Source organism: Arthrobacter sp. D1-17 (genome assembly GCF_054130535.1).
This window is the reverse complement of record NZ_CP096382.1, coordinates 2,112,412-2,139,359: the sequence shown is the minus strand read 5'-3', so window position 1 is coordinate 2,139,359 and position 26,948 is coordinate 2,112,412. Positions and strand designations below refer to the sequence as shown.

Annotated in this window: 22 protein-coding genes; 16 read left to right on the top strand and 6 right to left on the bottom strand. The window is 65.1% G+C overall.

Annotated features, from left to right (window positions below; genetic code table 11):
* Window positions 1-67: 67 nt before the first annotated feature.
* The 14 genes from M1E01_RS10040 (at window position 68) to secG (ending at window position 16,338) form a co-directional block, all read left to right on the top strand.
* Window positions 68-1,783, top strand: a complete 1,716-nt coding sequence (locus M1E01_RS10040) for an ABC transporter ATP-binding protein (protein WP_457974930.1) — start codon at window positions 68-70, stop codon at window positions 1,781-1,783.
* Window positions 1,780-2,160, top strand: coding sequence for a GntR family transcriptional regulator (locus M1E01_RS10035; RefSeq protein WP_457971473.1), 381 nt, complete (start codon window positions 1,780-1,782; stop codon window positions 2,158-2,160). The genes M1E01_RS10040 and M1E01_RS10035 overlap by 4 nt, the downstream gene beginning before the upstream one ends.
* Window positions 2,161-2,222: 62 nt before the next feature.
* Window positions 2,223-5,150, top strand: a complete 2,928-nt coding sequence (uvrA, locus tag M1E01_RS10030; protein ID WP_457971472.1) for an excinuclease ABC subunit UvrA — start codon at window positions 2,223-2,225, stop codon at window positions 5,148-5,150.
* Window positions 5,151-5,283: 133 nt separating this feature from the next.
* A complete protein-coding gene (locus M1E01_RS10025) occupies window positions 5,284-6,000 on the top strand; it encodes an HAD hydrolase-like protein (protein ID WP_457971471.1) in 717 nt (238 codons plus the stop codon).
* Window positions 5,987-6,655, top strand: coding sequence for a lysophospholipid acyltransferase family protein (locus M1E01_RS10020; protein ID WP_457971470.1), 669 nt, complete (start codon window positions 5,987-5,989; stop codon window positions 6,653-6,655). Before M1E01_RS10025 ends, M1E01_RS10020 begins: the two co-directional genes overlap by 14 nt.
* Before the next feature lie 60 nt (window positions 6,656-6,715).
* Window positions 6,716-8,776: an excinuclease ABC subunit UvrC gene (gene uvrC / locus M1E01_RS10015; protein ID WP_457971469.1), complete on the top strand. Its 2,061-nt coding sequence runs from the start codon at window positions 6,716-6,718 to the stop codon at window positions 8,774-8,776.
* A gap of 102 nt (window positions 8,777-8,878) precedes the next feature.
* Window positions 8,879-9,802 (top strand): RNase adapter RapZ, encoded by a 924-nt coding sequence (gene rapZ / locus M1E01_RS10010; RefSeq protein WP_457971467.1) that lies wholly within the window; start codon window positions 8,879-8,881, stop codon window positions 9,800-9,802.
* Window positions 9,802-10,815, top strand: a complete 1,014-nt coding sequence (locus M1E01_RS10005) for a gluconeogenesis factor YvcK family protein (RefSeq protein ID WP_457971466.1) — start codon at window positions 9,802-9,804, stop codon at window positions 10,813-10,815. Before rapZ ends, M1E01_RS10005 begins: the two co-directional genes overlap by 1 nt.
* Window positions 10,816-10,824: 9 nt before the next feature.
* Entirely contained in the window at window positions 10,825-11,805 is a 981-nt protein-coding gene (whiA, locus tag M1E01_RS10000) for a DNA-binding protein WhiA (RefSeq protein ID WP_457971465.1), read from the top strand.
* A 170-nt stretch (window positions 11,806-11,975) separates the two neighbouring features.
* The gene (locus M1E01_RS09995; protein ID WP_457971464.1) at window positions 11,976-12,599 is read left to right on the top strand and encodes a superoxide dismutase; all 624 of its coding nucleotides are present in this window, start codon (window positions 11,976-11,978) and stop codon (window positions 12,597-12,599) included.
* Window positions 12,600-12,866: 267 nt separating this feature from the next.
* The gene (gap, locus tag M1E01_RS09990) at window positions 12,867-13,877 is read left to right on the top strand and encodes a type I glyceraldehyde-3-phosphate dehydrogenase (protein ID WP_457971463.1); all 1,011 of its coding nucleotides are present in this window, start codon (window positions 12,867-12,869) and stop codon (window positions 13,875-13,877) included.
* Between the two features lie 10 nt (window positions 13,878-13,887).
* Window positions 13,888-15,114, top strand: coding sequence for a phosphoglycerate kinase (locus M1E01_RS09985; RefSeq protein ID WP_457971462.1), 1,227 nt, complete (start codon window positions 13,888-13,890; stop codon window positions 15,112-15,114).
* Window positions 15,115-15,214: 100 nt separating this feature from the next.
* Window positions 15,215-16,030 carry a triose-phosphate isomerase gene (gene tpiA, locus M1E01_RS09980; RefSeq protein ID WP_457971461.1) on the top strand — a complete coding sequence of 272 codons (816 nt, stop codon included), beginning with the start codon at window positions 15,215-15,217 and terminating at the stop codon, window positions 16,028-16,030.
* A 50-nt stretch (window positions 16,031-16,080) separates the two neighbouring features.
* The gene (gene secG, locus M1E01_RS09975; RefSeq protein ID WP_400481606.1) at window positions 16,081-16,338 is read left to right on the top strand and encodes a preprotein translocase subunit SecG; all 258 of its coding nucleotides are present in this window, start codon (window positions 16,081-16,083) and stop codon (window positions 16,336-16,338) included.
* 190 nt (window positions 16,339-16,528) lie between these two features.
* Here secG and pgl read toward each other — a convergent pair whose 3' ends face one another.
* Genes pgl through tkt form a run of 6 tightly spaced genes read right to left on the bottom strand, consistent with a single transcriptional unit; the run spans window position 16,529 to window position 24,766 of the window.
* On the bottom strand, window positions 16,529-17,347 hold the full coding sequence (pgl, locus tag M1E01_RS09970) for a 6-phosphogluconolactonase (protein WP_457971460.1): 819 nt from the start codon (window positions 17,345-17,347) through the stop codon (window positions 16,529-16,531).
* Complete coding sequence (locus M1E01_RS09965) at window positions 17,337-18,278, bottom strand: glucose-6-phosphate dehydrogenase assembly protein OpcA (protein WP_457971459.1); 942 nt, start codon at window positions 18,276-18,278, stop codon at window positions 17,337-17,339. The genes pgl and M1E01_RS09965 overlap by 11 nt, the downstream gene beginning before the upstream one ends.
* Window positions 18,275-19,843: a glucose-6-phosphate dehydrogenase gene (zwf, locus tag M1E01_RS09960; protein WP_457971458.1), complete on the bottom strand. Its 1,569-nt coding sequence runs from the start codon at window positions 19,841-19,843 to the stop codon at window positions 18,275-18,277. The genes M1E01_RS09965 and zwf overlap by 4 nt, the downstream gene beginning before the upstream one ends.
* A gap of 15 nt (window positions 19,844-19,858) precedes the next feature.
* Window positions 19,859-21,493: a glucose-6-phosphate isomerase gene (locus M1E01_RS09955; RefSeq protein ID WP_457971457.1), complete on the bottom strand. Its 1,635-nt coding sequence runs from the start codon at window positions 21,491-21,493 to the stop codon at window positions 19,859-19,861.
* A 6-nt stretch (window positions 21,494-21,499) separates the two neighbouring features.
* Complete coding sequence (tal, locus tag M1E01_RS09950) at window positions 21,500-22,618, bottom strand: transaldolase (protein ID WP_457971456.1); 1,119 nt, start codon at window positions 22,616-22,618, stop codon at window positions 21,500-21,502.
* Between the two features lie 30 nt (window positions 22,619-22,648).
* Window positions 22,649-24,766 carry a transketolase gene (gene tkt, locus M1E01_RS09945; RefSeq protein ID WP_457974929.1) on the bottom strand — a complete coding sequence of 706 codons (2,118 nt, stop codon included), beginning with the start codon at window positions 24,764-24,766 and terminating at the stop codon, window positions 22,649-22,651.
* A gap of 508 nt (window positions 24,767-25,274) precedes the next feature.
* On the opposite strand from tkt, the gene M1E01_RS09940 reads away from it, so the two are divergent.
* Together M1E01_RS09940 and M1E01_RS09935 are read left to right on the top strand one after the other, a co-directional pair.
* A complete protein-coding gene (locus M1E01_RS09940) occupies window positions 25,275-26,237 on the top strand; it encodes a heme o synthase (RefSeq protein ID WP_457971455.1) in 963 nt (320 codons plus the stop codon).
* A 183-nt stretch (window positions 26,238-26,420) separates the two neighbouring features.
* The gene (locus M1E01_RS09935; RefSeq protein ID WP_457971454.1) at window positions 26,421-26,906 is read left to right on the top strand and encodes a helix-turn-helix domain-containing protein; all 486 of its coding nucleotides are present in this window, start codon (window positions 26,421-26,423) and stop codon (window positions 26,904-26,906) included.
* The last annotated feature ends 42 nt before the right edge of the window (window positions 26,907-26,948 follow it).

Below are 26,948 nucleotides of genomic sequence, written 5' to 3'. Positions count from 1 at the left end.
GCCGACCGGCATTTTCCTCCCGGCAGCAGCACGTTTGGTGGGGCTCCTGGCCCCGGTCCGGGGCAGGATGATCGCCGCCGTTGCTGCGACCTGCGCCTTCGCCGCCCTCAATATCGCAGCGCCCAAACTCCTCGGGGACGCCACGGACGTTGTCGTGGAAGGTTTCGTCGGCGGCGCCTTCGACCAAGGCAGGTTGGCGGGGCTGCTCCTGGTGGTGGCAGTGATGTATCTGGGGACGTCCCTGTTCAACTGGACGCAGGGCGTGCTCGCTGCGGGCGCCGTGCAACGGCTCGTCTATAACCTGCGGGCCGCCGTCGAAAACAAGGTGCACCGCTTGCCGTCCTCGCACTTCCAGGAACAAGCCCGCGGCGACGTGCTCAGCCGCGCAACCAACGATGTCGACAATATTGCGCAGTCCCTCAACCAGCTGCTCACGCAGGTGATCGTGGCTGTCCTGATGCTCTGCGGTTCCTTGGCCATGATGCTGTGGATCTCACCGCTGCTCGCGGCCATCGCGCTGGTTTCGGTTCCTGTCTCCACCCTCATCACCGTACTCATTGCCCGGAAGTCCCAGGCGTACTTTGCGGAACAATGGGCTGCAACGGGGGCACTGAACGCCCACATCGAGGAATTCGTGACCGGGCACGAAGTCATCAAGGCGTTCGGACAGCAGGAAGCTGTCTCAGAGATATTCGCAAGCGGAAATGACCGCCTGGCCCGCACCGCGGCAAAGGCGCAATACATGTCGGGGGCCGTGCAGCCCCTGATGGTGTTTATCGCGAACCTCAACTACGTGGCCGTTGCGGTCGTCGGCGCCCTCCAAGTCACTGCGGGCCCCATGACTATCGGCGGCATCCAGGCATTCATCCAGTTCAACCGCCTGTTCACCCAGCCCATGGGACAGCTTGGCGGCATGCTCACTCTGATGCAGTCGTGCGCAGCCTCCGCAGAACGCGTCTTTGCCCTGTTGGACTCGGAGGAGATCGATGACCGTCCTGCTGCAGGCCGCCCTGCTGCAGACGGCATTCGCGAACTCAGGGGGCCGATCAGGTTCGAGGACGTGACCTTTGGCTACGTCACGGACGCTCCCGCCGTCAGCGGGCTCGCCTTCTCGGTCCAGCCCGGACAGACCGTGGCCATCGTCGGCCATACGGGGGCGGGCAAAACGACGGTGGTCAATCTACTGATGCGCTTTTACGAGCTCGACTCCGGCCGCATCACGTTCGGCGGCACCAACATCGCCGATCTGCCGCTGAACTTGCTGCGGTCGCATTTCAGTATTGTTCCGCAGGATGTCTGGCTCTTCAGCGGGACAATCAGGGAGAACATCGAGTATGGACGGCCCGGCGCAGGCGACGCAGAAATCGAGGCCGCTGCCGAGGCTACCCATGTGGATCGTTTTGTCCGTACATTGCCGGCCGGATATGCCACCCTACTGGGCAACGGCGGAGACTCCCTGAGCCAGGGCCAGCGGCAGCTGATCACCATCGCACGTGCGGAGCTGGCCAGCCGTGCCGTCCTGATACTGGACGAGGCCACCAGCTCCGTGGACACGAGGACCGAGCTGCAGATCCGCCTGGCCATGAAGAGGCTGAGGCAGGGCAGAACGAGCTTCGTCATTGCCCACAGGTTGTCCACGATCCGTGACGCTGATCTAATCTTGGTCATGGATCACGGACGCCTCGTTGAACAGGGAACCCACCAGAGCCTGCTGAACGGCGGCGGATACTACACTCGGCTGTACAACGCCCAGTTCCGCGGGCTCGGAGAGCCAGCCCTGTGAGCACCGGACAGACTTTCCCGGGGCGCTGGAAACCCAACCACGGCAGCTCCGTGGCCCTCTACGAACAGCTCCGGCTCCACATCATCGAACAAGCGGACAAGGGGAACATCCCGCCCGGAACCAGGCTGCCTGCCGTCAGGAGTCTTGCCGAGGTCCTTGGCATGGCTCCCCACACGGTGGCGCGGGCCTACAAGGAGCTTGAGGCTGCAGGGGTAGTGGCCACCAAGGGGCGGAACGGCACAGTCGTCTGCGCACGGGACGAACGGTGGGGAGCTCTTTCGGCGGCCGCCGCCGAATATGCTGCAGCAGCCAAGGCACAGGGGGCGACGTTTGCGGAGGCAGTCCATCTCCTGGCGGCGGCCTACGACGCCGAGTAGCCCCCGTCACTGCCCGACCTGCCGCGTGGGTCTTCGAAGAAGTTTTCGATTAGCATTGTATGGTGCCTAAAGCCGTAGCTGAAGAAACAGCCGTAGATACCAACTCCGCCGTCGTGCCACTGAACTCTGCGAAACCAGGGCGTCCGGACCTTTCCCGCCTGGTGGTCAAGGGCGCGCGGGAACACAACCTGCGCAACGTTGACCTCGATCTGCCGCGCGACGCCATGATCGTCTTCACCGGACTGTCCGGCTCAGGGAAGTCCTCCCTTGCCTTTGACACCATCTTCGCGGAGGGCCAGCGCCGCTACGTCGAATCGCTGTCGGCCTACGCCCGCCAGTTCCTCGGGCAGGTGGACAAGCCTGACGTCGATTTCATCGAAGGCCTTTCGCCGGCTGTGTCGATCGACCAGAAATCGACGAGCAAAAACCCACGTTCCACAGTCGGCACCATCACCGAGATCTACGACTACATGCGCCTGCTGTGGGCGCGTGTTGGCCGCGCGCACTGCCCGGTCTGCGGTGAACCCATCATCAAGCAGACGCCGCAGCAGATCGTGGACCAGCTGCTGGAACTGGAGGACGGCACACGGTTCCAGATCCTGGCGCCCGTGGTGCGCGGACGCAAGGGTGAATTCGTCGAGCTCTTTAAGGAACTGACCGCCAAGGGCTACTCCCGTGCCCGCGTGGACGGGGATCTCGTCCAGCTCAGCGACCCGCCCAAGCTTGGCAAGCAGTTCAAGCACACCATCGAGGTGGTGGTGGACAGGCTCGTGGTGAAGGAGGGCATCCGCCAGCGTCTTACCGATTCCATCGAGACGGCGCTGGGACTGGCCGAGGGCCGTGTGCTGGCTGATTTCGTAGACCTTGACGCCGAGGACCCGGGCCGGTTGCGCGCGTTTTCGGAGAATCTCGCATGCCCGAATGAGCATCCGCTGGCCATCGACGAAATCGAGCCGCGCTCGTTCTCCTTCAACAACCCGTTCGGTGCATGCTCGGCCTGCAGCGGCATCGGCAGCAAGCTCGAAGTGGATGAAGACCTCATCGTCCCCAACCCCGAGCTTTCCCTCTCCGAGGGCGCCATTGCACCCTGGTCCCTCGGAACTGCCACCACCGAATACTGGAACCGCCTGCTGGACGGTCTCGCCAAGGAGGTGGGCTTCTCCATGGACACTCCGTGGGAGAAGCTGCCGGCTGACGTGCGCCAGACTGTGCTGCACGGCAAGGACCACAAGGTGGTGGTGCAGTACCGCAACCGTTTTGGCCGGGAGCGCAAGTACAGCACCGGTTTTGAGGGCGCCATCCAGTACGTGCACCGCAAGCACGGCGAGACGGACTCGGACTGGACGCGCGACCGTTACGAGGAATACATGCGGCAGGTTCCCTGCCCGGCATGCAACGGTGCCCGGCTCAACCCGGCGTCGCTCTCCGTCCTCATCAACGGCAAGTCCATTGCCGAGGTTGCGGCGCTGCCCATGCGGGAATGCGCCGACTTCCTCAACAGCCTCGTACTGACGGGCCGGGAGGCGCAGATCGCGCACCAGGTCCTGAAGGAAATCCAGGCCCGGCTCACCTTCCTGCTGGACGTCGGCCTGGAGTACCTGAACCTGGAACGCGCTTCGGCGACCCTCTCCGGCGGCGAGGCGCAGCGCATCCGGCTCGCCACCCAGATCGGGTCCGGCCTGGTAGGCGTGCTCTATGTCCTCGACGAACCCTCAATCGGGCTTCACCAGCGGGACAACCGCCGCCTCATCGAGACCCTTACCCGGCTCCGGGACATGGGCAACACGCTCATCGTGGTGGAGCACGACGAAGACACCATCCACGAAGCCGACTGGGTTGTGGACATCGGGCCCGGTGCGGGGGAGCACGGTGGCCAGGTGGTCCACTCCGGCTCCTACAAGGCGCTGCTCGAGAACAGCGCGTCCCTTACCGGCGACTACCTCTCCGGGCGCAGGAAGATCGACATTCCCAAAAAGCGGCGCAAATACGACAAGAAGCGCGAGCTGAAGGTCGTAGGAGCCCGCGAGAACAACCTCCTCAACGTCGATGCCGCCTTCCCGCTGGGACTCTTCACGGCAGTCACCGGCGTCAGCGGCTCCGGCAAGTCCACCCTCGTGAACGAGATCCTTTACAAGGTCCTGGCCAACAAGCTCAACGGCGCCAAGCAGGTCGCCGGCAGGCACCGCACGGTCCAGGGGCTGGAGCACCTGGACAAGGTGGTCCATGTGGACCAGAGCCCGATCGGGCGTACCCCGCGGTCCAACCCGGCCACCTACACGGGCGTCTTCGACAACATCCGCAAGCTCTTCGCGGAGACCACCGAGGCGAAGGTCCGCGGCTACATGCCCGGACGGTTCTCCTTCAACGTCAAGGGCGGCAGGTGCGAGGCCTGTTCCGGCGACGGCACGCTGAAGATCGAGATGAACTTCCTCCCCGACGTCTACGTGCCGTGCGAGGTCTGCCACGGTGCACGGTACAACCGGGAGACGCTCGAAGTGCATTACAAAGGCAAGACCATCGCGGACGTGCTCAACATGCCCATCGAGGAAGCCGCAGAATTCTTTGCGGCCTTCTCGCCCATCGCCCGACACCTTAATACGCTGGTGGACGTCGGTCTCGGATACGTCCGCCTGGGACAGCCCGCAACGACGCTCTCCGGCGGCGAGGCCCAGCGCGTCAAACTGGCGTCCGAACTGCAAAAGCGCTCCAACGGGCGCAGCGTCTACGTTCTCGACGAGCCCACCACAGGGCTGCACTTCGAAGACATCCGGAAGCTGCTGCTGGTGCTCCAGGGCCTGGTGGACAAGGGCAACACCGTCATCACCATTGAGCACAACCTGGACGTCATCAAGAGTGCGGACTGGATTGTCGACCTGGGACCGGACGGCGGCTCCGGTGGCGGACGGATCGTGGCCTCAGGTACACCCGAGCAGTTGGCCAAGTCCACGGAGAGCCACACAGCGAGGTTCCTGGCCGAAATTCTCGCCTAGCACAACGCTCCGGCAACGACCGGGAGCGCCTCTCGCTGAGCGGTGACGGGCAGGAGCCCGCATGCCGTGCGGGAAGTATTCCCCGCACGGCATGTGAGTTTGTGCAAAAGTGCACTCGTGAGAAACTAAGCCGGTGACTTCAACAACAGTGCCCGTAATCTTCGACCTGGACGGCACTCTTGTCGATCCCGCCGGCGGCATAACTGACGGTATTGCCGCGGCCCTCAGGGAGTACGGACTTCCCGTCCCAAGCGAGGAGCTGCTCAACGCTATGGTTGGGCCGAAGCTGAGCGACGCACTGCTGACGGTCGCTGCCGTTCCGCCGGCCATGCTGAAGAACGTCATCCGCAGCTACCGCATGCGCTACCTTGACACCGGCATCTCACAAAGCCGGCTGTATCCCGGGATCATGGAGCTTCTGGACAGCTTCGCAGCAGCCGGCCGGCCTATGGCGGTGGCTACGCAGAAGCCGGAACACCTGGCGCCCCTCGTCCTTCAGCACCACAAAATCCTCGACCGCTTCGTGTCGGTCCAAGGGTCAGCCGCGGATGAGACTGCCGCTGCCGCCGGGCCTGTGGGCAAAGCCGGCATCATCGCTGCCGCGATGGCTGAACTGCGTACACAGCACGCCATGATGGTAGGAGACCGCGCACAGGACGTTTCCGGAGCGATCGCCAACGGCATAGACTGCATCGGTGTCCGGTGGGGTTTTGCTCCGGACGGCGAGCTTGAAGAAGCCGGTGCCGTGGCTGTGGTGGATGATGTTCCGGCGCTCCGCACCACGATCGAGCAGCTGGAATCAGCCCGGGCGGCAGCGTTGAGCGAGGTGCGCAACGATGGAACTCTTTGACGGCATCCGGTGGACCACCCGCGGGCTCATCTCCGGTTCCTGCAGGCCCACAGTCATCGGCCTGGAGAATGTGCCAACGGAGGGCCCGTTCATCGTGGCCCCCAATCACCTGTCCTTCCTGGACAGCGTTATTGTCCAGGCGCTGATGCCGCGGCCCGTCGCATTTTTCGCCAAGGCCGAATACTTCACCACCAAAGGCATTAAAGGCCGGCTCATGAAGTCGTTCTTCGAAGCCGTCGGATCCATCCCCGTGGAACGCGGTGAACAGGCCGCCAGCGTGCAGGCACTGAAGACGCTGCTGGATATCCTCGAGGACGGCAGGGGCATCGGCATCTACCCCGAGGGAACCCGCTCCCGGGACGGGATCCTTTACCGGGGCCGAACCGGCGTCGGCTGGCTTGCCCTGACCACAGGCGCCCCCGTCGTCCCCGTGGGCCTCATTGGAACGGAAAAGCTGCAGCCCGCTGGCCGCAACGCCGTGAAGCCGCAGCATTTCACCATGAAGGTGGGGGAGCCCCTGCACTTCGAGAAGACCGGGCCGGACCACTCGCTGCCGGCACGGCGGCAGGTCACCGACCGGATCATGGACGCCATCGCGGAACTCAGCGGGCAGGAACGCTCAACCAGCTACAACCAGAGCAAGGCCGTCGAGTAGGGCGCAGCAGGCGGCAGGCTCCTGGCAGCCGCCATGCCATCGCCTCAGTAGACTGGAACTGTGGCAGATCCAGTAAGTTACCGCCCTAAAACGGGTGAAATTCCGACCAACCCGGGCGTTTACAGGTTCCGCGATCCCCACGGACGGGTCATCTACGTGGGCAAGGCCAAGAACCTCCGCTCCCGCCTGAACTCGTACTTCGCCAACCCTGCGGGCCTGCTGCCCAAGACGCATGCGATGGTCTACGCGGCCAGCAGCGTCGAATGGACAGTGGTGGGCAGCGAACTGGAATCGCTGCAACTGGAATACACCTGGATCAAGGAATTCAAGCCACGGTTCAACGTCGTGTTCCGCGATGACAAGACCTACCCGTACCTCGCGGTCACGATGGGGGAGAAGCTGCCCCGCGTGCAGGTCATGCGCGGTGAACGCCGCAAAGGTACGCGCTATTTCGGCCCGTACACAGCGGGGGCCATCCGTGAAACCATGGACACACTGCTGCGGGTCTTTCCCGTCCGCAGCTGCAGCGCGGGTGTTCTCAAGCGCGCCCAGGCCAGCGGCAGGCCCTGCCTGCTCGGCTACATCGACAAATGCTCCGCCCCTTGTGTCGGCAGAGTCACCCCCGAGGAGCACCGGGCGCTGGCGGAGGACTTCTGCGCCTTCATGGGCGGAGAGGCCAAGCGCTTCATCGCACGGCTCGAGAAGGACATGGCCGCTGCTGTCGCCGAACTGGACTACGAACGCGCGGCCAGGATCCGCGACGACATCACCGCCCTGCGCAAGGTCTTTGAGCGGAACGCCGTCGTGCTGGGGGAAGACACCGACGCCGATGTGTTTGCGCTCCACGAGGATGAGCTCGAAGCCGCCGTCCAGGTGTTCCACGTCCGCGGCGGCCGGATCAGGGGTCAGCGAGGCTGGGTGGTCGAAAAGGTCGAGGACTTCACCACCCCGGACCTCGTTGAGCACCTGCTGCAGCAGGTCTACGGTGAAGACGCGGAAGTCCAGGGCAGGCTTCCCCGTGAAGTGCTTGTCCCCGTGGAGCCGAGCAACGCGGCTGACCTGGCAGTGTGGCTAGGCGGCCTGCGGGGCGCCAAGGTGGAAATCCGCGTACCACAGCGCGGCGACAAGGCGGCCCTGATGTCCACGGTCCGCGAAAACGCGGAGCACGCCCTGAAGCTGCACAAGACCCGGCGCGCCGGCGACATCACCGTGCGGTCGCTGGCCCTTCAGGAACTGCAGGAGGCCCTGGACCTGCCCGTGCCGCTGCTGCGGATCGAGTGCTACGACGTCTCGCACGTCCAGGGCACCAACGTCGTGGCATCCATGGTTGTGGTGGAAGACGGATTGCCCAAGAAGTCCGACTACCGGAAGTTCTCCATCACGGGGGCCGCGGCCGCCGACGACACCGCTGCGATGCACGACGTCCTGACGCGGCGTTTCCGGCACTACCTCACGGACAAGACAGCGCAGGTGGAGGTTTCGGAACTCGTGCCGGCCGCGGCAACGGCCAGCCCGCACGCCGCCGGCGCCAGCACAACAGCCACCCGGAATAAGGACACCGGGGCGGCTGTGGAGCTGCAGGACACCACCACCCCGGCGCCGCGCGCCAGGTTTGCCTACCCTCCCAACCTCGTGGTGGTGGACGGCGGAAAGCCCCAGGTCAATGCGGCTGCCCGGGCCCTCGCCGACTTGGGGGTGGACGATGTCTACGTGGTGGGGCTGGCGAAACGGCTCGAGGAAGTCTGGCTGCCGGACAGCGACTTCCCGGTGATCCTGCCCCGCTCTTCCCAGGGCCTGTACATGCTGCAGCGCATCCGGGACGAGGCGCACCGCTTTGCCATCTCCTTCCACCGCCAGAAGCGCGGCAAGGCGATGACGGTCTCCGCCCTGGATGCCGTTCCGGGTCTGGGGGCATCCAAGCGCAAGGCGCTGCTCGCGCACTTTGGCTCGGTCAAAAAGATCAAGGCGGCGACGGCTGAGGAACTGACGGAGGCGAAAGGCATAGGCCCCGCGCTGGCGGCGGCGATCGTCGCCCATTTCAATGCCGATGGCGCCGGCGCGGACTCTGCTGACGCCCTGCCCGCCATCAACATGACCACCGGCGAAGTGCTCGAAACTTAACCAGCATCCCGTTTCTTAGCTAGGGTAAGTACGGAAATCTTGCCGCGCGCAGGAGTGTGCGCACGCACACGGCAAGCAAAAGCAGAAATGGGGCTGGAATTAATGGCAGAGCCGACGGCACGAACCGGCGTGGACGAGGACGGCCTCACGCCAGTCAAGCCAGTCGAGGCGGAACTGCTCGTGGTGACGGGCATGTCCGGCGCCGGGCGCAGCACGGCGTCAGACGCGCTGGAGGACCACGGCTGGTACGTCGTCGAAAACCTGCCGCCCCAAATGCTCGGGACGCTGGCCGAACTGGTGTCCCACGCCCCGCAGTCGATCCCGCGTCTCGCCGTCGTGGTGGACGTGCGGAGCAAGGGGCTGTTCGCCGACATCCGCGCCGCCCTTCACGCCCTCGCGGCCAGCGGCGTCACCTTCCGGGTGCTGTTCCTCGACGCGAGCGACGACGTCCTGGTCCGCCGCTTCGAACAGGGCAGGCGCCCGCATCCGCTGCAGGGCGGCGGCCGGATCCTGGACGGCATTGCGGCTGAACGTGAACTGCTGAAGGAACTGAGGGATTCCGCCGACGTCGTCCTGGACACGTCCGCGTTCAATGTCCACGGCCTCGCCACGGCCATCACCGAACTCTTCACCGAGACGGGGCCCGTGGCGCTGCGCCTGAACGTCATGAGCTTCGGCTTCAAGTACGGACTGCCGGTTGACGCCAACTACGTGGCGGACGTCCGCTTTATCCCCAACCCCCACTGGGTGCCCAAACTGCGGCCCCATACCGGGCTTGACCGGGACGTGAGCGATTACGTCCTGGAAGCGGAAGGCGTCCCGGACTTCGTGGAACGCTACGTCATGGCGCTCGAGCCGGTCCTCGACGGTTACCGCCGGGAAAACAAGCACTACGCCACCATCGCCGTCGGCTGCACCGGTGGCAAACACCGGTCAGTGGCTGTCGCCGTCGAACTTTCCAAGAAACTTGCGCAATACCCGCGCGTCACGGTGACCACCACGCACCGGGACCTGGGCCGCGAATAATGGGAGTGCTCACCGGCCCCCTGCCCCTTATTCCGCCGTCGGGCCTGACAGGCTCCCAGCAAAACAAGGGCCCCACGGTAGTGGCCCTTGGCGGGGGCCACGGGCTTTCGGCGTCGCTTTCGGCGCTGCGGCTGCTGACATCCGAACTTACCGCCGTGGTCACCGTGGCGGACGACGGCGGATCCTCCGGCCGCCTCCGCCAGGAGTACGGCGTTCTGCCGCCGGGCGATCTCCGCATGGCCCTTTCGGCTTTGTGCGACGACACCGACTGGGGTCGCACGTGGCGGGATGTCATGCAGCACCGTTTCCGGTCAGCGCCGGGCGGGGGCTCGCTGGACGACCATGCGATGGGGAACCTGCTGATCGTCACACTCTGGGAGCTACTGGGCGACGCGGTGGCCGGTCTGAAGTGGGCCGGCGCACTGCTCGGCGCCCGCGGCCAGGTGCTGCCGATGTCCACCGTGCCGCTCACCATCGAGGGCGACGTGCGTGTCACCGCCCCGGACGGCAGCAGCACCGTCACCACCATCAAGGGCCAGGCCCGCTGTGCAGTGGCCGGCTCGCTCGAAAGTGTGCGGCTCCTGCCCGAACAGGCGCCGGCCTGCGTGGAAGCCCTCTCCGCGATTGAGCTCGCAGACTGGGTGGTCCTGGGCCCTGGATCCTGGTACACCTCGGTCCTGCCGCATCTGCTGCTGCCCGAGATGCGGCAGGCACTGTGTGACACCCCGGCCAAGCGCTGCCTCACAATGAACCTCGCGATGGACACCAAGGAAACCTCCGGGATGTCCGCCGCCGACCACCTGCATGTCCTGCGGGGCTACGCGCCGGACTTCAGCGCCGACGTCGTGCTGGCCGACCCCGCATCGGTCGCGGATCTGAAGGAGTTTGAGCGGGCCGCGGGGATGATCGGAGCCGAGGTTGTCTTGGGTAAAGTAGGGGCTTCGGGTCGGCGTCCCGTCCACGACCCCCTGCGGCTGGCAACGGCCTACCAGGACATTTTCGGGAACAGTTAGGAAGGTGCCATGGCACTGACAGCATCAGTCAAGGAAGAACTGTCCCGCCTGGACATTAAGAAATCCTCCGTTCGCAAGGCCGAGGTTTCAGCCATGCTCCGCTTCGCCGGAGGGCTCCATATCATCTCCGGCCGGATTGTCATCGAGGCCGAGGTGGATCTGGCATCCACGGCCAGGCGCCTGCGGGCGGCCATCGCCGAGGTCTACGGGCACCAGAGCGAGATCATTGTGGTTTCCGGCAGCGGGCTGCGGCGCGGCAGCCGTTACGTGGTGCGGGTTGTCCGTGACGGGGAGGCGCTGGCACGCCAGACCGGCCTCTTGGATTCCCGGGGTCGTCCCGTCCGCGGTCTCCCGTCCGTTGTGGTCAACGGCTCCGCCGCCGACGCCGAGGCCGTGTGGCGCGGCGCCTTCCTGGCCCACGGCTCCCTCACAGAACCGGGCCGGTCCTCCTCCATGGAAGTCACCTGCCCCGGCCCCGAGTCCGCCCTGGCCCTCGTTGGCGCCGCCCGCCGGCTCGGCATTCAGGCTAAGGCGCGTGAAGTCAGGGGAGTGGACCGCGTAGTGATCCGTGACGGAGACACCATCGCCGCGCTCCTCACGCGGATGGGCGCCCACGACGCGCTCATGGTCTGGGAGGAACGGCGGATGCGCAAGGAAGTACGGGCCACCGCCAACCGGCTTGCGAACTTCGACGACGCCAACCTCCGCCGCTCCGCACAGGCGGCAGTCGCTGCAGGTGCACGCGTGGACCGGGCGCTCGAAATCCTGGGCGACGACGTTCCCGAACACCTCAAGTACGCCGGTGAACTGCGCGTGGCCCACAAACAGGCCAGCCTCGACGAACTCGGGCGCCTCGCAGACCCGCCCATGACCAAGGACGCCATTGCCGGCCGCATCCGCAGGCTGCTGGCCATGGCGGACAAACGTGCAGCCGACCTCGGCATTCCCGGCACGGATGCCAATGTGACGCCGGAAATGCTGGACGAGTAGCGGGCGCCCATAGAATCAAGACCAGATGGTGGACTAACCTGCCGGACGGGGCTTTCCTCCCGCAAAGCAGCACGGCTCCGCCATTGAAATCTTCCGGGTGCCGAGTCATCCGGATGCATAATCCGAGAGTTACCGAACCGGACAAACTGTCCACGACATTGGAGGATTTTGTGACCGAGTACGTTCTGCCCGAACTCAAGTACGACTACGCAGCGCTGGAGCCCCACATCTCCGCAAAAATCATGGAGCTGCACCACAGCAAGCACCACGCAGCCTACGTCACGGGCGCCAACAACGCGCTGGCCCAGATGGCCGAGGCCCGCGAGAAGGGCGACTTCGCCAACATCAACCGCCTCTCGAAGGACCTGGCGTTCCACACCGGCGGCCACGTCAACCACTCCGTGTTCTGGAACAACCTCTCCCCGGACGGCGGGGACAAGCCCGAAGGTGAGCTGGCCGCAGCCATCGACGACGCCTTCGGATCGTTCGACGCTTTCCGTGCCCAGTTCTCCGCAGCCGCCCTCGGCCTGCAGGGATCCGGCTGGGGCTTCCTGGCCTACGAGCCCATCGGCGGCAACCTTGTCATCGAGCAGCTCTACGACCAGCAGGGCAACACGGCACTGGGCACCACCCCGCTGCTGATGCTGGACATGTGGGAGCACGCCTTCTACCTGGACTACGTCAACGTCAAGGCTGACTACGTCAAGGCATTCTGGAACATCGTGAACTGGGCCGACGTCGCACAGCGCTTCGCCGCCGCGCGTGCCAACGCCACGGGCCTGATCACGCTGTAACAGCGTGAGGTGCACTACACGCACTGGTAACAAACTTCACATTCAGCCTCTATAAGGCCGAATTGTGGACGGTCCGCCCCCGCACTTGCGGGGGCGGACCTTCTTAAACGTAAGATGGATCACGGAAGGCGGTTAGCCTTCAGCAATGAGGCTGGTCGCCCTCCGATCTGGTAATCATCTCTGCCCAATGGCGTGCGGGATCTGTTAGTTGGCTTGAACGCCCGCTCAACTAGTTGTGCTTTATCAAGCACCAAGGAGACTGAAAAAGTGACCACCCGTATTGGTATCAACGGCTTTGGCCGCATTGGCCGCAACTACTTCCGCGCAGCACTTGCCCAGGGTGCGGACCTCGAGATCGTTGCCGTCAACGACCTCACCAGCCCCGAGGCACTGGCCCACCTGCTGAAGTACGACTCCGTCGGCGGACGCCTGGCCGAAACCATTGAGGTCAAAGAGGGCAACCTGGTCGTTAATGGCAACGCCATCAAGGTGCTGGCCGAACGTGATCCCGCAAACCTCCCCTGGAGCGACCTGGGTGTGGACATCGTCATCGAATCCACGGGCTTCTTCACCAAGGCCGCCGCGGCAAAGAAGCACATCGAGGCAGGCGCCAAGAAGGTCCTGATTTCCGCTCCGGCCTCCGACGAGGACATCACTATCGTGATGGGCGTCAACGACGGGCTGTACGACCCCGAAAACCACCACATCATTTCCAACGCCTCCTGCACCACCAACTGCCTCGGCCCCCTGGCCAAGGTCGTCAATGACGCCTTCGGCATCGAGCGTGGCCTGATGACCACCGTCCACGCCTACACCGCAGACCAGAACCTGCAGGACGGCCCGCACAACGACCTCCGCCGGGCACGTGCAGCCGCCATCAACATGGTCCCCACGTCCACCGGTGCCGCCAAGGCCATCGGCCTGGTCCTGCCGGAGCTCAAGGGCAAGCTGGACGGCTATGCCATCCGCGTTCCGGTCCCCACGGGCTCGGCTACCGACCTGACCGTCACCGTCTCCCGCGAGACCACGGTCGAGGAAGTCAACGCCGTGCTGAAGAAGGCTGCAGAGTCCGACGAATGGCAGGGCATCCTGACCTACACGGACGCTCCGATCGTCTCCTCGGACATCGTCGGCGATCCCGCCTCGTCCATTTTTGACTCCGGCTTGACCAAGGTCATCGGCAACCAGGTCAAGGTTGTTTCCTGGTATGACAACGAATGGGGCTACTCCAACCGTCTGGTGGACCTCACGGAGCTCGTGGCCGCAAAGCTGGGCTAGGGTTAGCTACATGACATTTCACACCCTCAACGAACTGATCGCTGAAGGTGTCCGCGGGCGGTACATTCTGGTTCGAAGTGACCTGAATGTGCCGCTCGACGGCTCTACAGTGACTGACGACGGCCGCATCAAGGCCTCACTGCCAGTGCTGGGAAAGCTCACGGACGCCGGTGCCCGCGTGCTGGTAACAGCCCACCTAGGACGCCCCAAGGGCGCGCCGGAGGAAAAATACTCACTCAGGCCCGCCGTATCCCGGCTGGCCGAGCTGGCCCCGTTCCCCGTCACGCTCGCCGGAGACACGGTGGGCCCTTCGGCTAAGGAGCTCGCTGCCGGGCTGCAGGACGGCCAGGTCCTGGTGCTTGAGAACGTCCGCTTCGACGCCCGCGAAACCAGCAAAGACGACGCCGAGCGCGGCGCCTTCGCGGATGAACTGGTCGCCCTGACCGGAGACACGGGCGCCTTCGTGGACGACGCCTTTGGGGCTGTCCACCGCAAGCACGCCAGCGTGTACGACGTCGCCACCCGCCTCCCGGCGTACCTCGGCGATCTTGTCGGCACGGAAGTGGAGGTCCTTCGTAAGCTGACGGCTGACACTCAGCGTCCGTACGTCGTGGTTCTTGGCGGTTCCAAGGTTTCCGACAAGCTCGCCGTGATCGACAACCTCATCGGCAAGGCTGACACCATCCTTGTGGGCGGTGGCATGCTCTTCACGTTCCTGGCAGCCGACGGGCACAAAGTGGCAGGCAGCCTGCTGGAAGAGGACCAGATCCCGGTGGTCCAGGATTACCTCAAGCGCGCTGCAGACGCCGGCACCGAGTTCGTGATCCCCACCGACGTTGTTGTGGCAGCGAAGTTCGCTGCCGACGCGGACCACGAGACTGTCAGCGCTGAAGCCATCGAAAGCAGCAGCTTCGGTGCGCAGGGTATCGGGCTCGACATCGGCCCGGATTCCGCGAAGGCCTTCGCCGACCGGATCACGGCAGCCAAGACCGTCTTCTGGAACGGTCCCATGGGGGTCTTCGAGTTCGAGGCATTCTCTGCCGGCACCCGCGCTGTGGCCCAGGCCCTCACCGAGACGGAAGCTTTTACCGTCGTCGGCGGCGGTGACTCGGCCGCAGCAGTCCGCACCCTCGGCTTCGCCGATGACCAGTTCGGGCACATTTCCACCGGCGGCGGCGCCAGCCTGGAATACCTTGAGGGCAAGGAACTTCCGGGCCTGAGCGTGCTGGACCGCTAAGCACTCCCTGCCGGCAGGGCGCCTGATCCCCGGGTATCAGGCGCCCTGCCGGCTGTTTCACACGACAACGCACATCTGAGCTGCACCCTTTGGAGAACACGTGACAACGTCAACTAACGGCACCTTTGACCGCACGCCACTGATCGCGGGCAACTGGAAGATGAACATGGACCATGTCCAGGGCATCACCCTGCTGCAGAAGCTGGCCTGGACCCTGTCTGATGCCAATCACGACTACAGCCGCGTTGAAGTGGCAGTCTTCCCGCCCTTCACTGATCTTCGGGGCGTCCAGACGCTTGTCCATGGTGATGACCTCGACATCGCTTACGGAGCCCAGGACCTCTCGCAGTTTGACTCCGGCGCCTACACCGGCGACATCTCCGGCCAGTTTCTCAGCAAGCTCGGATGCAGGTACGTGCTGGTGGGCCACAGCGAACGCCGCACAATCCACAACGAGTCGGATGACGTGCTCAACGCCAAGGTCAAGGCCGCTTTCCGCCACGGCGTCACTCCGGTGCTCTGCGTTGGCGAGGGCCTGGACATCCGCCAGGCCGGAACCCACGTCCAGCACACCCTCGATCAGCTCCGCGCGGATGTTGCCGGACTCGACCCCGAGCAGGCCGCCGAACTCGTGGTTGCCTACGAGCCCGTCTGGGCGATTGGGACGGGTGAAGTTGCCGGACCGGAAGATGCGCAGGAAATGTGCGCCGCCATCCGGGCAGAGTTGACCGAACTGTTCGGCGCCGACGTCGCGGCCAAGGTGCGGCTGCTCTACGGCGGTTCTGTAAAGGCCAACAACGCGGCCGCCATCCTGCAGCAGCGCGACGTCGACGGCGTGTTGGTCGGCGGGGCCAGCCTCGACCCGGCTGAATTTGCTAATATTGTCAGGTTCGAGAGCCACCTGGTGACTGACTAGCCCGTCAGACCCGCCAGGCTCCCGCATTCCCTCTCTTCCGAAAGGCCGTCGTGGACGTTCTTCATGTCATTCTGCAGATCCTCCTGGGTGTCACCAGCCTCCTGCTGACCCTGCTCATCCTGCTCCACAAGGGACGTGGCGGCGGTCTGTCGGACATGTTCGGCGGCGGCATGAGCTCCGGCCTGAGCTCCTCGGGTGTCGCGGAAAAGAACCTGAACAGGTTCACCGTTATTCTCGGCATCACGTGGGGCGCCGTAATCATCGCCCTCGGCCTGCTGATGAGGTTCACGGGCGTAGCCGACTCCTAGCCGGCCCGCCGGCATAGCAGCCGGTTTTTCCAACAAAGCACGACGGCGGCCGGTCACCTTCCCAGAGCGAAGGTGACCGGCCGCCGTCGTGCTTTTCGGGCTGCCGCGGAGCTGCGGAGCTGCGGTAAAGGTTAAAGAAGGACGCTCCGGCCGGGACCTTGAAGGTGTCCTGGCCGGAGCGCTGAAGCGGCTACGAGCCGGCAGGGGCCTTGCGGACTAGCTGCTCGGGTACGCGGGACGCCGCATTCTCGTCAATCAGCCACAGCGTGCGTGAGCGTCCGGCCGGGCCGGACGCAGGAACCTGGACCGGGTTGGCTCCGGCGAGAGCCAGGCCAACGGCACCGGCCTTGTCCTCGCCCGCGACCACCATCCACACCTCTGCGGCGGTGTTGATCGCAGGAAGCGTCAGCGAGATCCGCTCGGGCGGCGGCTTGGGGGAGTTGCGCACTCCCACCACGGTGAGCTGTTTTTCCCGAATGCCGGCCTGCTCGGGAAACAGTGATGCGATGTGGGCATCCGGTCCCACGCCGAGCAGAACCACGTCGAAACGTGGGAGCTTTCCGGGGGTGTCCGGCCTGTTGTCCGACATATCTGCGGCGTGTTCGGCTGCAGCAGCTTCCGCAAGTTGGCGGGCATAATCTTCAGCCGCCAAGTCGGGGCTGTCGAACTCATCCGAGGAGCCCGGTTCATGGACGCGCTCAGGGTCGACCGGGATGTGCTGCAGCAGTGCCTGGTGAGCCTGGACGGTGTTGCGGTCCGGATCCTTGGCACTGACGAAGCGCTCATCGCCCCACCAGAAATTCACCTTGCTCCAGTCCACTGCGGGCGCTGCAGGCGAATCCGCCACTGCTTTAAGGGTGCCAATACCCACCGTGCCGCCGGTGAGCACCACCGTCGCCTCTCCGAACCTATCCTGGACGTCAACAAGCTTGGTGATCAGGCGTGCGGCGATGGCGGCCATGAGGACGGAAGAGTCTGGATGGATGCTTACTCTGGGCTCAGCGCTCACTGGGACGGACACTCCTTAGATTGGTACGTGGCAGTCCAATAGTAATCACTTCACCGAAGACTTCGTCGGGGTCCAGGCGGCGGAGTTCTTCGGCGAGGCAGTCGCGGAGGCTGCGGCGTGGGAGGGAGATGCGTTGGGCGGGTTGGCCGGGTTGGGTGAGTTCGGCGACGGAGAGTCCGGGGCGGAAGAGCTGGACGTCTCCGCTGGGGCGGGTGAGGCGGACCCTGCGGATGCCGGTGCCGGCGGGGTCCGCGACGATGGTGACGGGGGCGTCCAGGGACAGGGTGAGCCAGGCCGCGAGGAGGATGGTGGAGGGTGAGTCCGAGGCTCCTTCGACGGTGACGGCGGTGACCGGGGAGGGATCGACCTGGTCCAGGACGGCGGCGAGTTGGATGCGCCAGTTGGTCAGGCGGGTCCAGGCGAGGTCGGTGTCGCCGGCTTTGTAGGTGTTGCGGATGTTCTCCAAAGCGACCTGGGGTTCGGCTTCGTTCGCCGAGTCGGTGATCCGGCGGTGGGCGATGCGGCCGATGGAGGTTTCGGAGGCGTTTTTCGGTGCCCCGTGGGGCCACCAGGCCACGATCGGTGCGTCCGGCAGCAGCAGCGCCGCGACCAGGGACTCGCTTTCCTCGGCGAGTTCGCCGTAGCCGCGCAGCACGATGACCTCCGAGGCGCCGGCGTCCCCGCCGACCCGGATCTGCGCGTCGAGCCGGTTCGGGGCGGCCGAGCCGGCGTCGGCGAGCACGATGATCCGGCAGGGGTGTTCCCGGCTGGCGTCGTTCGCCGCCTCGATCGCTTCCTCCTCCAGGCCGGACTTGGTGACGACCACCAGGGTCAGGACCCGGCCCAGCGCGATCACCCCGCCCTGCTCGCGCAGGGCCATGATCTTCTTGGAAACCTTGGAGGTGGTGGTGTTCGGCAAATCTACAATCATGGCCTTCTCCAGGTGCGTCCGTCACGGGCGAGCAGCTCATCAGCGCTGGCCGGGCCCCAACTGCCGGGGGCGTAGGGTTCGGGCTGTTCGTTCAGGGCCGCCCAGTACTCTTCGAAGGGGTCCAGGATCTTCCAGGACAGCTCCACCTCCTCGTGCCGCGGGAACAACGGCGGCTCGCCCAGCAGCACGTCCAGGATCAGCCGCTCATACGCCTCCGGGGAAGACTCGGTAAAGGAATGCCCGTAACCGAAGTCCATCGTCACGTCCCGCACTTCCATCTGGGTGCCCGGGACCTTGGACCCGAACCGGATCGTCGCGCCCTCATCGGGCTGGACCCGGATCACCACCGCGTTCTGCCCGAAATCATCATCCCCGTGGCCAACGCCCCCGTGAGCGCCGAAGAGCAGGTTCGGGGCGCGTTTGAACACCACCGCGATCTCCGTCACCCGCCGGCCCAGCCGCTTGCCCGCACGCAGGTAAAACGGCACCCCGGACCAGCGCCGGGTGTTGATGTCCACCCGGATCGCCGCAAACGTCTCAGTCGTCGAGTCCGCCGGGATGCCCTCTTCCTCCAGGTACCCCAGCACCTGCTCCCCGCCCTGCCAGCCGCCGGCGAACTGCCCCCGCGCCGAGTGCGTGGACAGATCCTCCGGCAACCGCACCGCGGCCAGAACCTTTTCCTTCTCCGCCCGCAAATCATCGGCGTTAAAGGAGATCGGTTCCTCCATCGCCGTCAACGCCAGCAGCTGCAAAAGGTGGTTCTGGATCACGTCCCGCGCCGCGCCGACCCCGTCGTAATACCCCGCCCGGCCGCCGGTGCCGATGTCCTCAGCCATGGTGATCTGGACATGGTCCACGTAGTTCGCGTTCCACAACGGCTCAAACAGCTGGTTCGCGAACCGCAGCGCCAGGATGTTCTGCACCGTCTCCTTGCCCAGATAATGATCGATCCTAAACACCGCATCCGGCGGGAACACCGACTCCACAATGTCATTCAGCGCCCGCGCCGATTCCAGGTCATGCCCGAACGGCTTCTCGATCACCACCCGCCGCCACTTCTCACCCTCGGCCTGCGCCAACCCGTGCTTCGAGAGCTGCCGGCACACCTGCTCAAACGCCTTCGGCGGGATCGACAAATAGAACGCGTGATTCCCCCGCGTGCCCCGGTTCTCGTCCAGTTCCTTGATCGTCTCACCCAACCGCTCAAACGCGGCGTCATCGTCGAACTCGCCCTGCACAAAACGGATACCCTCCGAAAGCTGGTTCCACACCGCCTCATCAAAAGGCGTCCGCGAATACGAGGTGACCGCGTCCCTGACCTCCGCGGCGAACTCCTCGTCATCCCAGCCCCGCCGCCCGAAACCGACCAGCGCGAAACTCGGCGGCAACAACCCCCGGTTGGCAAGGTCATACACCGCCGGCATCAGCTTCTTCCGGGCAAGATCACCCGTGACCCCGAACAGCACAAGCGAGGACGGACCGGCAATACGGTTCAAACGACGATCCCGCGGATCCCGCAACGGATTCCCGCCCCGGGACACAAGCCTCTTCAAAGTATCTGGCATGGTTAATTCAGTGCCTTAGCTTTCAGCGCCGGAAGCCGCCTTCACGGCAAGCGACGAAACGATCTCCTGGAGCTGGCCCACGCCCGCTGCCCGGTCGGTGAGGTGCAGCCGCAGGACAGGCCGGCCGTGTTCGGTCAGCACCTGTGCGTCGCCCGCAGCCTGCGCCGAGATGAGCTCGCCGAAGGTGAACGGGCGTTCCGGGATGGCCAGGTCCTGGCTGGAAGCCGCCGTGACCTGCAGGAACACGCCGATCGCGGGGCCGCCCTTGTGGAATTGGCCGGTGGAGTGCAGGAAGCGCGGGCCCCAGCCGAAGGTGACGGGGCGGCCGCTCACGGCGGCGAGCTCGTCCCGGACCCCTTCCAGCCGGGAGTACGCCAAGCGGTCGAAGTATGCCTGCACGCTCAGGTAGCCGTTCGCGTCCAGCTGCGCCAGGAGCGCGGACACAGCCTCGGCCGCTGAACCGGCGTTCCCCAGCCATTCGCCGCCGCGGACCTCGATGGCACCGTCGGTGAAGGCTGCCGGCGTGGGTTCCGGCTGCGCATCCAGGAGGCCGCGGGCAGCCACCTTGGCGGCTTCCACGTCGGGCTGGTCGAACGGGTTGATGCCCAGGAGGCGTCCGGCCACCGCCGTGGCGAATTCCCACACCATCATCTGGGTGGCCAGTCCACCGGCGATGGCAACTTCGTTTTCTCCGAGTTCGACGTCGGCATCGGCGCCTACCAGCCGAACCACCAGGACGTCTTCAGCGCCGGAGGTGACCTCCGGTGCGTTCGGACCGGCGACCACCGGCAGGACGCCGGTGCCGAGCTTGCCGGTGGATTCCGCGATGAGCTGTTCTGCCCAGTCGGCGAAACCCACGATGCCTGAGCCGTCCTCGGCAATGACGATCTTGTCCCGCAGCGGGTTGGTGCCGCCGAGAGCCGTTCCAAGCGCCAGGCCGATGTTTTCCGGCCCGTCCTCGTTAAGGATCTCCGCTGCTTCCTCGGCTTCATCCAGGAAAGACTGGATGTCCACGCCGGCCAGGCCGGAGGGGACGAGCCCGAACGCAGTCAGCGCGGAGTAGCGCCCGCCCACGTTGGGGTCGGCGTTGAAGACGGCCCGGTAGCCCGCCTCGCGGGAGGCTTTGTCCAGGGGGGAACCGGGGTCGGTGACGACGATGATCCGGCTCTTGGCATCGATGCCGGCCTCGGCAAAGGCGTGCTCGAAGATCCGCCGCTGGGAATCCGTTTCCAGGGTTGAGCCGGACTTGGATGAGACCACGATTGCAGTTTCGGCAAGGCGGTCCGCGAGGGCAGCACCGACCTGTTCAGGGTCGGTGCTGTCCAGCACGGTCAGCTCTACACTGGCGGTCCCGGTAATGACCTCAGGTGCCAGCGAGGAGCCGCCCATGCCGCAGAGGACAATACGGGTGACGCCTTCGGCGTTTAGCGCAGCGCGGAGTTCCAGGATGTCCGCCACCAGGGGCTGGGAGACGGTGGCCGCCTCGACCCAGCCCAGCCGGATTGAGGACTCGGCCTCTGCATCGGGTCCCCAGAGGGTATGGTCCTTCGCGAAGATCCGGGTGGCGACGCGGTCCTCCACCAGGGCGGGCAAGTGCTGCTCGAGGGCCTTCCGGGCCGCGCCGGTGGCGTCATAGCTGAGTGTGTTCATTGTGGACTAGGAAGCCTTCCGTGCAGAGGCGAGGGCACCCTCGACGTCGGCCAGCAGTTCCTTCCAGCTGGCGACGAACTTGTCGAGGCCTTCGGATTCGAGGAGCGCGACGACGTCGTTGTAGGAGACCCCGAGGTTTTCCAGGGCGTTGAGGGTGGCGTTCGCTTCCTCGTAGGTGCCGGTCACGGTGTCACCGGTGATGACGCCATGGTCGAAGGTGGCCTCCAGGGTCTTTTCCGGCATGGTGTTCACCACGCCGGGAGCGACGAGTTCGGTGACGTAGAGGGTGTCCGGGTAGGCGGGGTCCTTCACGCCGGTGGAGGCCCACAGCGGGCGCTGCGGCCGGGCGCCGGCTTCGGCGAGGACGGCCCAGCGCTCGGTGGAGAACTGCTCTTCGTAGACCTGGTAGGCCAGGCGGGCGTTGGCCAGGCCGGCCTTGCCCTTAAGTGCTTTGGCTTCCTCGGTGCCGATGGCGTTGAGGCGCTTGTCGATTTCGGCGTCGACGCGGGAGACGAAGAACGAGGCCACGGAGTGGATCTTGGACAGGTCGTGGCCGTTGTCCTTGGCCTGTTCCAGGCCGGTCTGGAAGGCGTTGATGACCGCGCGGTAGCGCTCGAGGGAGAAGATCAGGGTCACATTGACGCTGATACCTTCGGCGAGGGTGGCCGTGATGGCCTCAAGGCCTTCGAGCGTGGCGGGGATCTTGATCAGGACGTTGTCCTTGTTGACCTTCTTGTACAGGTGCTTGGCCTCGGCGATGGTGCCGGCGGTGTCCCAGGCCAGGCGCGGGTCGACCTCGATGGAGACACGGCCGTCCACACCGTTGGTCGCGGCGGCGATGGGTGCGAACAGGTCGCAGGCGTCGGCGACATCGGTGGTGGTGATTTCGAAGATGGTGTCCTCGATGGACGCGCCGGCTGCCGCCTCCTTGGCGATGACGGCGTCGTAGTCGTGCCCCGTGGTGATGGCGGCGTGGAAGATGGAGGGGTTCGTGGTGACACCTACAACGTTCTTCTCTTCGATCAGCTTCTGCAGCGTGCCGGTCTTGAGCCGGCCGCGGGAGAGGTCATCGAGCCAGATAGACACGCCGGCGTCGGAGAGCTGCTGGGTGGGGGTGGTAGTCATGTCAATTTCTCCTTGAAATTGTCGGGGCTGTCAGGACTGGAGTCCGGCGAGGGAATCCTTGGCGGCGGCGGTGACAGCTTCCGCGGTGATGCCGAATTCCTGGAAGAGGCGCTTGTAGTCGGCGGAGGCACCGTAGTGCTCGAGGCTGATGGAGCGTCCGGCGTCGCCGACGAACTCCTTCCAGCCCAGTGCCAGGCCGGCTTCGACCGAGACGCGTGCCTTCACGGCCGCGGGCAGGACTGCTTCGCGGTAGGCGGCGTCCTGCTTCGTGAACCACTCGACGCAGGGCATGGACACCACGCGGGTGGCGATGCCCTCGGCCTGCAGCGCTTCGCGTGCCTGGACGGCGAGCTGGACTTCGGAGCCGGTGCCGATCAGGATGACCTGCGGCTGTACGCTCTGTCCGTCCTCGGATGCTTCGGCCAGGACGTAACCGCCCTTGGCCACGCCTGCGGTGGACGCGAAGGTGTCGCCGGTGGCGTCGCCTTCGCCGCGGTCCCAAGTGGGGATGTTCTGGCGGGTCAGCACGATGCCTGCCGGGTTCTCGTGGTTGGCAAGCATGGTCTTCCACGCTGCCGCGACTTCGTTCGCGTCACCGGGGCGGACGACGTCCAGGCCCGGGGTGGCGCGCAGGGAGGCCAGCTGCTCCACCGGCTGGTGGGTGGGGCCGTCCTCGCCAAGGCCGATCGAGTCGTGCGTCCAGACGTACAGCGACGGCACGCCCATCAGCGCGCCGAGGCGGATGGCGGGGCGCTGGTAGTCGCTGAAGATCAGGAACGTGCCGGAGAACGCGCGGGTCTTGCCGTGCAGGGCGATGCCGTTCACGATCGAGGCGGCAGCGTGTTCACGGATGCCGAAGTGCAGTACCCGGCCGTAGGGGTTACCGGACCAGGCGTCTGTCTGCTTGGAAGCGGGAACGAACGACGGCGAGCCTTCGATCGTGGTGTTGTTCGACTCCGCGAGGTCGGCAGAGCCGCCCCACAGTTCCGGCATGACCGGGCCGATGGCGTTCAGGACCTTGCCTGAGGCGGCACGGGTGGAAACGTCCTTGCCGGCCGGGAAGACGGGCAGGGCAGCGTCCAGTTCGGACGGGAGCTGACGGGTCTCGACGCGCTCGAGCAGGGCAGCGGCCTCCGGGTTGGCGGACTGCCAGGCGTTAAAGGACTCTTCCCAGGCCTTGCGGGCGTGGGCGCCGCGGTCCACGACGCCGCGGGCGTGGGCCAGCACATCCTCGTCCACCTCGAAGGACTTCTCCGGGTCAAAGCCCAGGACTTCCTTCAGTGCTGCAACTTCCTCCGAGCCCAGGGCCGAGCCGTGGATCTTGCCGGTGTTCTGCTTCTTGGGGGCCGGGTAGCCGATGATCGTGCGCAGCGAGACGATGGAGGGCCTGGACGTTTCGGCCTTGGCCGCCACCAGCGCCGAGTACAGCTCCTGGATGTCTTCCTTGTATTCGCCGGTCTTGGTCCAGTCGACGCGCTGGGTGTGCCAGCCGTAGGACTCGTAGCGCTTCAGGACATCCTCGGTGAACGCGATGTCGGTGTCGTCTTCGATGGAGATGTGGTTCTCGTCGTAGATAACTACGAGGTTGCCCAGTTCCTGGTGGCCCGCAAGGGACGAGGCCTCGGAGGTCACACCTTCCTGCAGGTCGCCGTCGGAAGCGATGACCCAGATGGTGTGGTCGAACGGGCTGGTGCCGGGGGCGGCGTCGGCGTCGAACAGGCCGCGCTGGCGGCGCTGGGAGTACGCGAAGCCCACCGAGGACGCGAGACCCTGGCCGAGCGGACCCGTGGTGATTTCCACGCCAGCGGTGTGCTTGTATTCGGGGTGGCCCGGAGTGAGTGAGCCCCAGGTCCGCAGCGCCTGCAGGTCTTTCAGTTCCAGGCCGTAGCCGGAGAGGAAGAGCTGGATGTACAGCGTCAGGGACGTGTGGCCGGGGGACAGTATGAACCGGTCACGCCCAATCCAGTCCGGGTTCTGCGGATCGTGCCGCATCATCTTCTGGAAGAGAAGGTATGCGGCCGGAGCCAGGCTCATAGCGGTGCCGGGATGGCCGTTGCCCACCTTCTCCACCGCGTCGGCGGCCAGGACACGCACAGTGTCCACTGCACGCTGGTCCAAGTCAGTCCAGGACAATTCTTGCTCTTCCAAATGTGGCACGAAAACCGGGCCCCTCTCTGTGCTGACGGCAGGCGGTACGGACATATCGCGGGGAGGCATAGTCTGGTGCCCGCTGCGTTCTGTACTACCAGCCGTTCACCATTGAAACGTTGATCTTCATTCAGTCGCTCGACGGAGTGGGAAGGCGATTTCTCGCCTTCTCCCACGGTGCGCTGATCTGCAGACAGCTTAGCCCGATTCCACACTCTGGGCGCCTGAAATCTCACCTAATGGACTCAATTTTTGTTTTGTGAATCACCTTTTTTCGCCCGCTGCTTTAATGTGATCGAAGCGGGCTCGGAGGAATCATTTTCCGTGAATTGCGTCGTGCGGCCGATGCCACGGACCGGCGCGGGGCCGCGGTATGATATCGGGAGGCCACCGGCGTGCAGGCAGGGACCGCGCAGCGGACTTCCCGCCCGATTAACCGCCGTTGAGGGATCATTCCGGACCCAGGATTCGGGCAGATCAGTCAGACCGCACCGCCAGACAGAACAGAGTGACTGCCAACGTGAGCACAACAGATACGCCGCTGACCTCAGCCAGGGTCCACGGAAAAGCCGGACTAGCCCGCAAGGCGAAGGCCTACCTTGCTCTCACCAAACCGCGGGTCATTGAACTTCTGCTGGTCAGCACGCTCCCCACCATGATCTACGCGCAGCGCGGCTTCCCGTCGCTGGGCCTGATCCTTGCCACGCTGGTAGGCGGTGCTTTTGCGGCGGGCAGCGCGGGTGCCTTCAACTGCTACATTGACCGTGACATCGATAAGCTCATGCACCGCACCGAAAAGCGGCCGCTGGTTACCGGCGAAGTGACCCCGCGGGAAGCCCTGGTCTTTGCCTGGCTCCTGGGCGCGGCCGCCATCGCCATCCTGTGGTTCGGCGCGAACCCGCTCTCTGCGTGGCTGGGCCTCGGCGCCATCCTGTTCTACGTGGTCATCTACACCATGATCCTCAAGCGCCGCACAGCACAGAACATCGTCTGGGGAGGCGCGGCCGGCTGCTTCCCGGTGCTCATCGCCTGGTCGGCCGTCACCAACACTGTTGAGTGGCCCGCCGTCGTGCTGTTCATGGTGATCTTCCTCTGGACGCCGCCGCACTACTGGCCGCTGTCCATGCGGTACGGCGAGGACTACCGCAACGCCAAGGTGCCCATGCTCGGCGCCATCGCCGGTGCCAAGGTGGTGTCGGTGCAGGTGGTTCTGTACGCGTGGGCCATGGTCGCCTGCTCTCTGCTCATGGTTCCTGCCGGCGGTGCCGGCTGGGTGTACACCGTCACGGCAGTCCTGGCCGGCGCCTGGTTCCTGTACGAATCCCACGGGCTGTACAACCGGGCCCAAGGCGGGGACCTCTCCGACAAGGGTGCCATGAAGGTCTTCCACGGCTCTATCAGCTACCTGACGCTCCTGTTCATCGCACTGGCCGTGGACCCGTTCGTCGGCTCGGCAATAATGGGCGCCTAGCCACGCAGCCCCCAGCGCTCTCTCACGTCCTGCAGGGATATTGCGACGCTCTCTCACCTCCAGCAAGGGTTTGGGAAACGCTCTCTCACCTCCTGCGCTGTAACGCCAAACGCTCTCTCACATTGAACTGCTCCCCGGAAGTTGGACTGAGAAATTCAGTTCCGACTTCCGGGGAGCAGTTTTATGCGTGCACGTAGTTCATTGGCTGAGGCGCAGCGCGAGGCAGCTGTAGCGTTGTTTGAGAAGGGCATCGGCTATCGGGCGGCGGCCCGGTTGCTGGATGCGCCTTGGGTACCGGTCAGGGCACTGTATGGGCGGTGGAGGATTCATGGGCAAGGAGTGCTGGTGAGCAGGCCTGCGAAGTCCTACTCTTTCGAGTTCAAGCTGGCCTTGGTGCAGCGGTTCCTCGCGGGCGAGTCCGGCCCGGAGTTGGCGGTGGAGGCCGGTTTGGCCTCCCGTGAGCTGCTGCAAAAGTGGGTCCGGGCGTATCGAATGGACGGTGAGGACGGGTTGCGGCCAAAGCCCAAGGGCAGACCGCGGAAACCCGATTCCCCGCCGACTGGGGAGCTGCCGGAGCTTGAGCGGTTGCGGCGGGAGAACGAGCGGCTGCGCGCTGAGGTGGCGTACCTGGGAAAACTGCGGGCCTTGAGGGAACAGGGACGACGGTAAGGGTTCAGGCCGTCGTTTCCCTCAAGGCTGACTATCCCCTTG

Bases quoted from the DNA above. Each gene is read 5' to 3' on its own strand.
- tal (WP_457971456.1), bottom strand. From the start codon at position 22,618: ATGACTACCACCCCCACCCAGCAGCTCTCCGACGCCGGCGTGTCTATC.
- M1E01_RS10020 (WP_457971470.1), top strand. From the start codon at position 5,987: ATGGAACTCTTTGACGGCATCCGGTGGACCACCCGCGGGCTCATCTCC.
- M1E01_RS10005 (WP_457971466.1), top strand. From the start codon at position 9,802: ATGGGAGTGCTCACCGGCCCCCTGCCCCTTATTCCGCCGTCGGGCCTG.
- zwf (WP_457971458.1), bottom strand. From the start codon at position 19,843: ATGCCAGATACTTTGAAGAGGCTTGTGTCCCGGGGCGGGAATCCGTTG.
- M1E01_RS09955 (WP_457971457.1), bottom strand. From the start codon at position 21,493: ATGAACACACTCAGCTATGACGCCACCGGCGCGGCCCGGAAGGCCCTC.
- M1E01_RS09965 (WP_457971459.1), bottom strand. From the start codon at position 18,278: ATGATTGTAGATTTGCCGAACACCACCACCTCCAAGGTTTCCAAGAAG.
- M1E01_RS09985 (WP_457971462.1), top strand. From the start codon at position 13,888: ATGACATTTCACACCCTCAACGAACTGATCGCTGAAGGTGTCCGCGGG.
- M1E01_RS10040 (WP_457974930.1), top strand. From the start codon at position 68: ATGATCGCCGCCGTTGCTGCGACCTGCGCCTTCGCCGCCCTCAATATC.
- rapZ (WP_457971467.1), top strand. From the start codon at position 8,879: ATGGCAGAGCCGACGGCACGAACCGGCGTGGACGAGGACGGCCTCACG.
- whiA (WP_457971465.1), top strand. From the start codon at position 10,825: ATGGCACTGACAGCATCAGTCAAGGAAGAACTGTCCCGCCTGGACATT.
- M1E01_RS09935 (WP_457971454.1), top strand. From the start codon at position 26,421: ATGCGTGCACGTAGTTCATTGGCTGAGGCGCAGCGCGAGGCAGCTGTA.